This window comes from uncultured Streptococcus sp. (genome assembly GCF_915066115.1).
Taxonomy (GTDB): Bacteria; Bacillota; Bacilli; order Lactobacillales; family Streptococcaceae; genus Streptococcus.
In genome coordinates, this window is sequence record NZ_CAJZDT010000089.1 from 1 (window position 1) to 8,011 (window position 8,011).

Annotated in this window: 6 protein-coding genes; all 6 read left to right on the forward strand. The window is 41.5% G+C overall.

Translation table 11 applies throughout. From position 1 onward, the window contains the following. Window positions 1-9 precede the first annotated feature (9 nt). The 6 genes from QZ565_RS06720 to QZ565_RS06745 all read left to right on the forward strand — a co-directional run bounded on the left by QZ565_RS06720 (window position 10) and on the right by QZ565_RS06745 (window position 7,849). On the forward strand, window positions 10-1,698 hold the full coding sequence (locus QZ565_RS06720) for an ABC transporter ATP-binding protein (RefSeq protein WP_295527326.1): 1,689 nt from the start codon (window positions 10-12) through the stop codon (window positions 1,696-1,698). A 1-nt stretch (window position 1,699) separates the two neighbouring features. Further along, window positions 1,700-3,466 carry a multidrug efflux ABC transporter subunit PatB gene (gene patB / locus QZ565_RS06725; protein WP_295527316.1) on the forward strand — a complete coding sequence of 589 codons (1,767 nt, stop codon included), beginning with the start codon at window positions 1,700-1,702 and terminating at the stop codon, window positions 3,464-3,466. 138 nt (window positions 3,467-3,604) lie between these two features. After that, window positions 3,605-4,294 (forward strand): gamma-glutamyl-gamma-aminobutyrate hydrolase family protein, encoded by a 690-nt coding sequence (locus QZ565_RS06730; RefSeq protein ID WP_000124770.1) that lies wholly within the window; start codon window positions 3,605-3,607, stop codon window positions 4,292-4,294. Window positions 4,295-4,463: 169 nt separating this feature from the next. After that, window positions 4,464-5,813: a glucose-6-phosphate isomerase gene (locus QZ565_RS06735; RefSeq protein ID WP_295527319.1), complete on the forward strand. Its 1,350-nt coding sequence runs from the start codon at window positions 4,464-4,466 to the stop codon at window positions 5,811-5,813. A gap of 127 nt (window positions 5,814-5,940) precedes the next feature. Beyond that, on the forward strand, window positions 5,941-7,401 hold the full coding sequence (gltX, locus tag QZ565_RS06740) for a glutamate--tRNA ligase (protein WP_203213034.1): 1,461 nt from the start codon (window positions 5,941-5,943) through the stop codon (window positions 7,399-7,401). Window positions 7,402-7,414: 13 nt separating this feature from the next. Continuing rightward, window positions 7,415-7,849, forward strand: a complete 435-nt coding sequence (locus QZ565_RS06745; RefSeq protein ID WP_203213033.1) for a cytidine deaminase — start codon at window positions 7,415-7,417, stop codon at window positions 7,847-7,849. Window positions 7,850-8,011 lie beyond the last annotated feature (162 nt).

The following is an 8,011-nucleotide window of genomic DNA, read 5'->3' on the forward strand; positions in this document are numbered from 1 at the left end:
AAGCGCCCAATTCGCAAGGTATTCCTCGATTATGTTCGTCATATTGGTATCGGCATGCTCGCTATGGCAGGCATTATTGGTTTAATTACAATGTCTAAAGTGGTAGCAAATGTTGTTAAAAATGCAGTGCTTGATATCTTTAGTTCTAAAACTGTAGATGTTAATTTGCTTCGTACACAACGTGATGTACCTACATCTTGGATTGGTGCTGGCATCTTGTTATGTACAGTTTTATTTGCAGCATATTTCCATTTTATGTATGCTGAAAGCTTTGGACAAACAATTGTAGCGTTCTTAATTGTTCTTATTATGTCATTCCTATTATCTGTAGTGGGGATTAGCTCCATCGCTTATACAGGTACAGAACCAGTTTCAGGTATGACAATCTTTATGATTATTATCTCCGCTGTATGCTTAACCGCAGCAGGTATGACTGGTAAGGTCGGTATGATTGCAGTCCTCATGATGGCATCCTTTATTGGTACTACTATTGGGATGGCTGGTAACTTTATGTCTGAACTTAAGGTGGCACATATGACAGGTGCTACACCTAAAAAAATGGAACAATGGCAAATCGTTGGTACTATTCTTTGTGCTGTACTTTCTGTAGGTGTTATGATTCTTTTAAACGATGCTTATGGATTTGTAGGAGATCATGCATTAAATGCACCTCAAGCGAACGCTATGGCCGCAATCATTGAGCCAATGATGATGTTGGTCGGCTACAGCTCTGTTTACCTGGCTATCTGGACTCTATCTGGCATGATTCAGGCGGAGCCAGGGCTGGTTAGCTCTATCGCTTCTTTTATCGGTTATCTGAGCCAGATTATTTTCACTATCATTATGGTTGGTTTTTTGGGAAATTCTGTCAGCCGCGCCATGATTTCCATGCGGCGGATTCGAGAAATTCTTGACGCAGAGCCAGCTATGACCTTCAAGGATGTTCCAGATGAAGAGTTGGTTGGAAGCCTTAGCTTTGAAAATGTAACCTTTACCTATCCAATGGACAAGGAACCAATGCTGAAAGATGTGAGCTTTACTATTGAACCTGGTCAAATGATTGGTGTAGTTGGAGCGACTGGTGCAGGAAAATCAACCTTGGCTCAATTGATTCCACGTCTCTTTGACCCACAGGAGGGAGCTATCAAAATCGGAGGCAAGGATATTCGAGAAGTGAGTGAAGGAACTCTGCGTAAAACTGTTTCCATCGTTCTCCAACGTGCCATTCTCTTTAGTGGAACGATTGCTGATAACTTGAGACAGGGTAAGGGAGATGCTACTCTATTTGAAATGGAGCGCGCAGCCAATATTGCCCAGGCTAGCGAATTCATTCATCGTATGGAGAAAACCTTTGAAAGTCCAGTTGAGGAACGGGGAACAAATTTTTCAGGTGGGCAAAAACAAAGGATGTCGATTGCGCGTGGGATTGTCAGCAATCCGCGTATTCTGATTTTTGACGATTCGACCTCAGCCTTGGATGCCAAGTCAGAGCGCCTGGTGCAAGAAGCCTTGAATAAGGATCTGAAGGGGACGACAACCATTATCATCGCTCAAAAGATTAGCTCGGTTGTTCATGCAGATAAAATTCTGGTTCTAGATCAAGGACGATTGATTGGTCAAGGTACGCATGCAGACTTGGTTGCCAATAATGCCGTTTACCGTGAAATCTATGAAACACAGAAAGGAAAGGAGGAGTAAGATGAAGACAGTTCAATTTTTTTGGAATTATTTTAAAGTCTATAAGCTATCATTTGTAGTTGTCATCCTGATGATTGTTCTAGCGACTCTTGCCCAAGCCCTCTTTCCGGTCTTTTCTGGACAAGCGGTAACGCAACTAGCCAATTTAGTTCAAGCTTATCAAAATGGCAATCCAGAACTTGTTTGGCAAAGCCTATTAGGAATCATGGTCAATCTTGGTCTGCTGGTTTTGGTTCTCTTTATCTCCAGTGTCATATACATGTGTCTCATGACGCGCGTGATTGCAGAGTCTACCAACGAGATGCGCAAAGGCCTCTTTGGCAAGCTTGCGCGATTGACGGTTTCTTTCTTTGACCGCCGACAAGATGGGGATATCCTGTCTCGTTTTACCAGTGATTTGGACAATATCCTCCAAGCCTTTAACGAGAGCTTGATTCAGGTTATGAGCAATATTGTTCTATATATTGGTCTGATTCTTGTCATGTTTTCGAGAAATGTGACGCTGGCCCTCATCACCATTGCCAGCACACCATTAGCCTTCCTTATGCTGATTTTCATCGTGAAAATGGCACGTAAGTACACCAACCTCCAGCAAAAAGAGGTAGGGAAGCTCAATGCCTATATGGATGAGAGTATCTCAGGTCAAAAAGCTGTCATTGTTCAAGGAATTCAAGAGGATATGATGGCAGGATTTCTTGAACAAAATGAGCGCGTTCGCAAGGCAACCTTTAAAGGAAGGATGTTCTCAGGAATTCTTTTCCCTGTCATGAATGGGATGAGTCTGGTTAACACAGCCATCGTCATCTTTGCGGGTTCAGCTGTACTTTTAAATGATAAGACAATTGAAACAAGTATAGCTTTAGGTCTGATTGTTATGTTTGCCCAATTTTCTCAGCAATACTACCAGCCTATTATTCAAGTTGCGGCTAGTTGGGGAAGCCTTCAGTTAGCCTTTACTGGGGCTGAGCGGATTCAGGAAATGTTTGATGCAGAGGAAGAAATCCGACCTGAAAAGGCTCCGACCTTCACTCAGTTGCAAGAAGGTGTCGAAATCCGTCATATTGATTTCTCATATTTGCCTGACAAGCCGATTTTGAAAGATGTCAGCATTTCCGCTCCGAAAGGCCAGATGACAGCGGTTGTTGGTCCGACAGGTTCAGGGAAAACGACTATTATGAATCTTATCAATCGCTTTTATGATGTTGATGCTGGCGGTATTTATTTTGACGGCAAAGACATTCGTGACTATGACTTGGATAGTCTCAGAAGCAAGGTGGGAATTGTCTTGCAAGATTCGGTCTTGTTTAGCGGAACCATTCGAGACAATATCCGTTTCGGTGTGCCAGATGCCAGTCAGGAAATGGTTGAGGCAGCAGCCAAGGCAACCCACATTCACGACTATATCGAAAGTTTACCCGATAAATACGACACTCTTATCGATGATGATCAGAGCATCTTCTCAACAGGGCAAAAGCAATTAATTTCTATCGCTCGAACCCTAATGACAGATCCAGAAGTTCTCATTCTCGATGAAGCCACCTCAAACGTAGATACGGTGACAGAAAGCAAGATTCAGCATGCCATGGAGGCGGTTGTAGCAGGTAGAACCAGTTTCGTCATTGCCCATCGCTTGAAAACAATTCTCAATGCAGACCAGATTATCGTTCTTAAAGATGGAGAAGTCATTGAACGTGGTAATCACCATGAACTCTTGAAACTAGGTGGATTCTACTCAGAACTCTATCACAATCAATTTGTCTTTGAATAAGAAAAAAGTTGTCCTATGTGGGCAGCTTTTTCTTGTCTATAAAAAATATTTATCACAGCCTTAAAAAAAACATATTAGACGAAAGTCATTTTGAGTGATATGATAAGACTATCGTTAACATTCGAAAGGAGAGGCATCATGGCTAGAACGGTTGTAGGAGTTGCTGCAAATCTATGTCCCGTAGACGCAGAGGGCAAAAACATTCATTCATCTGTATCTTGTAGATTCGCAGAGAGCATTCGTCAAGTCGGTGGTCTCCCTTTAGTCATTCCTGTTGGTGATGAGTCAGTTGTTCGCGATTATGTAGAAATGATTGACAAACTTATCTTGACAGGCGGTCAAAATGTCCATCCTCAGTTTTATGGAGAGAAAAAGACCATCGAGAGTGATGATTACAACCTAGTGCGTGACGAATTTGAATTGGCGCTCTTGAAAGAAGCGCTTCGTCAGAATAAACCAATCATGGCAATCTGTCGCGGTGTCCAACTTGTCAATGTTGCCTTTGGGGGAACTCTCAATCAAGAAATCGAAGGCCACTGGCAAGGACTACCTTTCGGGACATCTCATTCTATTGAGACAGTAGAAGGAAGTGTGGTGGCTAAGTTATTTGGAAAAGAAAGTCAAGTTAATTCCGTTCATCGTCAGAGTATTAAAGATTTGGCACCTAATTTCCGTGTAACTGCTATTGACCCAAGAGACCAGACCATCGAAGCGATTGAGTCTATCGATGAGCACCGCATTATTGGTTTGCAGTGGCATCCAGAGTTTCTGGTTAATGAAGAAGATGGCAATTTAGAATTATTTGAGTATTTATTGAATGAACTGTAACGACTGGAACATCTAGTCGTTCTTTCTTTTATTTTTTCAAAATTTTTGGAATGTGGGATTTTTACGCAAACGTTTGAATTCTGATAAAAATTGGAGAAATTCGACAAAAAACTTGAAAAAAACGAAGGTAAGCGTTATGATAGAAAAGAAGAAATATTGGAGGAATAACATGTCACATATTAAATTTGATTATTCAAAAGTTTTAGACAAATTTGTTGCACCACATGAAGTGGAATACATGCAATCACAAGTAACAGCAGCAGATAAATTGATCCGTAAAGGAACTGGTGCTGGTAGCGACTTCTTGGGATGGTTGGACCTTCCTGAAAACTATGACCGCGAAGAATTTGACCGCATCTTGAAAGCTGCTGAGCAAATCAAATCAGACAGCGATGTTTTGGTTGTGATCGGTATCGGTGGATCTTACCTTGGTGCCAAAGCAGCAATCGACTTCTTGAACCACCACTTTGCAAACTTGCAAACAAAAGAAGAACGCAAAGCTCCACAAATCCTTTACGCAGGAAACTCAATCTCATCTACTTACCTTGCTGACTTGGTAGAGTATGTTGCAGACAAAGACTTCTCAGTAAACGTGATTTCTAAATCAGGTACAACAACTGAACCAGCGATTGCTTTCCGTGTCTTCAAAGAACTCTTGGTTAAGAAATACGGTCAAGAAGAAGCTAACAAACGTATCTATGCAACAACTGACCGCCAAAAAGGTGCTGTTAAGGTTGAAGCAGACGCTAACGGTTGGGAAACATTTGTTGTTCCAGATGATATCGGTGGACGCTTCTCAGTATTGACAGCCGTTGGTTTACTTCCAATCGCAGCATCAGGAGCTGACATCAAAGCCCTTATGGAAGGTGCTAACGCAGCTCGCAAAGACTACACTTCAGATAAAATCTCTGAAAACGAAGCTTACCAATACGCAGCCGTTCGTAACATCCTTTACCGTAAAGGCTATGCAACTGAAATCTTGGTAAACTATGAGCCATCACTTCAATACTTCTCAGAATGGTGGAAACAATTGGCTGGTGAATCAGAAGGGAAAGACCAAAAAGGTATCTACCCAACTTCAGCCAACTTCTCAACTGACTTGCACTCACTTGGTCAATTTATCCAAGAAGGAACTCGTATCATGTTTGAAACAGTTGTCCGTGTTGACAAACCTCGTAAAAACGTGATTATTCCTACTTTGGAAGAAGACCTTGACGGACTTGGTTACCTTCAAGGAAAAGACGTTGACTTTGTAAACAAAAAAGCAACTGACGGTGTTCTTCTTGCCCACACAGATGGTGATGTACCAAACATGTACGTGACTCTTCCAGAGCAAGATGCTTTCACTCTTGGTTACACAATCTACTTCTTCGAATTGGCTATCGCTCTTTCAGGTTACTTGAATGCTATCAACCCATTTGACCAACCAGGTGTTGAAGCTTACAAACGTAACATGTTTGCCCTTCTTGGAAAACCAGGATTTGAAGAATTGAGCAAAGAACTTAACGCACGTCTATAATAGAAGAAAAGAGTGGCTTGTCCACTCTTTTTACTCTCTTTATCCATAGAAATTGGCCTCAGCCAAGACTTGTGATATAATATAGAGAGCAAAAAGGCAGACGCCTAGATACTTTATAGGAGAAACTATGTCAAAAGATATCCGCGTACGTTACGCACCAAGTCCAACAGGACTACTACACATCGGAAATGCCCGTACAGCATTGTTCAACTACCTTTACGCACGTCATCACGGTGGAACTTTTATTATCCGTATCGAAGATACTGATCGTAAACGCCATGTCGAAGATGGTGAACGTTCACAGCTTGAAAACCTTCGTTGGTTAGGAATGGATTGGGATGAAAGCCCAGAAACACATGAAAACTACCGCCAGTCTGAACGTTTGGACTTGTATCAAAAATACATCGACCAATTGCTAGCTGAAGGAAAGGCCTACAAATCTTACGTCACAGAAGAAGAATTGGCAGCTGAACGCGAACGCCAAGAAGCAGCTGGTGAAACACCACGCTACATCAACGAATACCTTGGTATGAGTGAAGAAGAAAAAGCAGCTTACATCGCAGAACGTGAAGCTGCTGGGATCATCCCAACGGTTCGTTTGGCTGTTAATGAGTCAGGTATCTACAAGTGGCATGATATGGTCAAAGGTGATATCGAATTTGAAGGTGGCAATATCGGTGGTGACTGGGTTATTCAAAAGAAAGACGGTTACCCAACTTACAACTTTGCCGTTGTTATCGATGACCACGATATGCAAATCTCTCACGTTATCCGTGGAGATGACCACATTGCTAATACACCAAAACAGCTTATGGTTTATGAAGCACTTGGTTGGGAAGCTCCAGAGTTCGGTCACATGACCTTAATTATCAACTCTGAAACTGGGAAAAAATTGTCTAAACGTGACACCAACACCCTTCAGTTTATCGAAGACTACCGTAAAAAAGGTTATTTACCAGAAGCAGTCTTTAACTTTATTGCTCTTCTTGGTTGGAACCCAGGTGGCGAAGATGAGATTTTCTCTCGTGAAGAATTGATTAAACTTTTCGATGAAAACCGCCTCAGCAAGTCTCCTGCAGCCTTCGATCAGAAAAAACTTGACTGGATGAGCAATGACTATATCAAGAATGCAGATCTTGAAACCATCTTTGAAATGGCAAAACCATTCCTAGAAGAAGCGGGTCGATTGACAGACAAGGCTGAAAAATTAGTTGAGCTATATAAACCACAAATGAAATCAGTAGATGAGATTATCCCATTGACAGATCTCTTCTTCTCAGATTTCCCAGAATTGACCGAAGCAGAGCGTGAAGTCATGGCGGGTGAAACAGTCCCAACAGTTCTTGAAGCCTTTAAAGCAAAACTTGAAGCGATGACAGATGCAGAATTTGTGACAGAAAATATCTTCCCACAAATCAAAGCTGTCCAAAAAGAAACAGGTATTAAAGGGAAAAATCTTTTCATGCCTATTCGTATTGCTGTTTCAGGTGAAATGCATGGTCCAGAATTGCCAGATACGATCTTTTTGTTAGGCCGTAAAAAATCAATCCAGCATATCGAAAATATGTTAAAAGAAATCTCTAAATAAGAAGGATGTAATAATGGACATCTGGGAAAAGATGTACGAAGAAGCACAGAAATTATATAATCCACATGAAGTATCTGATTTTGTTTATGCTAACCATGTCGTAGCCGCAGTAGAAGCAGAAGATGGACAAATATTTACAGGTTTCTGTATGGAGGGAACCTGTGGTGTTTTCCATCTCTGCGCAGAGCGTGCGGCACTCTTTAATATGTATCAATTCTCGGGACAAACTAAAGTTAAAAAAGTCTTAGCTTTTCGAGACAAACCACCTTATGGTGGAAGTTCAGCCATGCCTTGCGGTGCCTGTAGAGAATTCCTTTTAGAGCTTAATGCTGAAAATAAAGATGCAGAATTCATGATGGACTACGATAGAAGAAAGACGGTGAAAATCGCAGAACTAATCCCATATTGGTGGGGAGAAGAACGTGCTTCTAAGTTTAATAATCAATAGAAGAGTCAGTATAATTCTGGCTCTTTTTACTTAATTTGAAAAAAGATAAAAAAAGTTGTTGACAAGTTAGAAAAAGTCTGTATAATAGTAAGAGTTGAAAATAACAGCTCAGGTCCGTTGGTCAAGGGGTTAAGACACCGCCTTTTCACGGCGGTAACACGG